At 34.9% G+C, this 641-nt stretch carries 1 rRNA gene; it reads right to left on the reverse strand.

The window, feature by feature from the left end:
- Positions 1-540: 540 nt before the first annotated feature.
- Positions 541-641: ribosomal RNA gene (gene rrf / locus SP041_RS20770) — 5S ribosomal RNA — on the reverse strand; the annotation flags it as partial.

The raw sequence follows: 641 nt of genomic DNA on the forward strand, positions 1-641 counted from the left end.
TTATAACGATATTGTCAATAAATGTTGTGATGCTTGGAATCGCTTCAGCGAAGACAAAAATAGAGTCATCTCACAATGTTATAGAGACTGGACTAATCTGGAAACTTAATTATCGGAATTGGTATAACAAATAAAGAACTTTGTTACAACGTTAGTGGAGAGTATTTCATTACACTCAAACTTTGCTAAAACAGTTGTTTTATAAGCGAGTTAATAAGGGTAACCAGTCAATAAAAAGCTAACCACATAGCCCCCTATTGCCGATATATCTTGGGAATTAAAAAATATATATTATACCAATCACACTCATTAACGGATCTATTTCACTTGTTAAAACAACTTATTTTCTTCGTTGCCAACTTCACAAATAAAACAACTACTTAGCTAAGTTTATGCTTTAAACTAAGTCATTTTTCCTACGGAAATTTAGAACACTTATTTAATGTAATTGGTATTACTATTAAATAATTAAGCCACTATCAGTTGCTAAAACGAAAAAATCCCTGCTGACGTTAGTCAACAGGGATTATCGTATTAGGCGCTTGGCAATGACCTACTTTCACATGAGGAGACCTCACACTATCATCGGCGCAGCTGCGTTTCACTTCTGAGTTCGGCATGGGATCAGGTGGTACCACAGC

Source organism: Psychromonas sp. SP041 (genome assembly GCF_000470315.2).
GTDB lineage: Bacteria > Pseudomonadota > Gammaproteobacteria > Enterobacterales > Psychromonadaceae > Psychromonas.